Here is a 517-nt window from a genome sequence, read left to right on the forward strand (position 1 = left end):
TTGGCTCAGTGATATCTAACGTACCGTCTTGCATGATTTGAACATCATCACCGATGGTCACATTCAGTTGCGAAACCAATGAACCATCGCCGTCTGTGTCAACCGCATAAACAGGTAGATCGAAGCTCAGATCGTTATTATCTAAACCATCTGCATGGTCTAACGCTTCAAGTAAGGTAAAGGTGTATTCACCCAAAGTACTTGTAGAGAAAGTAATCGTGAATACAGGAACTTCAGCGTTCGAGCCATTAGTAATAAAACCGATGTAAGTCCCCGGATTAGCCGAATCTTCTTTTATCTCGACCGCAAATCCATTCGATTTAAGTGCACCGCCCACATTGAACTCGGTTGGCTCAATACGGAAACTCGCAACATCATCACTTTGATTGGTGAAGGTAATCGTCTCTGTTTGGCTTACTGCACTGCCGCTTGGTGAAGAACCATCTGCAAGATTCGTTTCAGAGAAAGTGACACTTGGCACCGCATCAATGGTTGGGATATCACCGTCAGTAATGGT

1 protein-coding gene is annotated in these 517 nt (G+C 44.3%); it reads right to left on the reverse strand.

Annotated elements, in window-relative coordinates; translation table 11 throughout:
• Positions 1-517 (reverse strand): hypothetical protein (locus AB4167_RS03295; protein WP_136983011.1); only part of this gene is annotated, 517 nt, incomplete at both ends.

This window comes from Vibrio sp. 10N.286.49.E11 (genome assembly GCF_041469505.1).
GTDB classification, from domain to species: Bacteria; Pseudomonadota; Gammaproteobacteria; order Enterobacterales; family Vibrionaceae; genus Vibrio; species Vibrio crassostreae_C.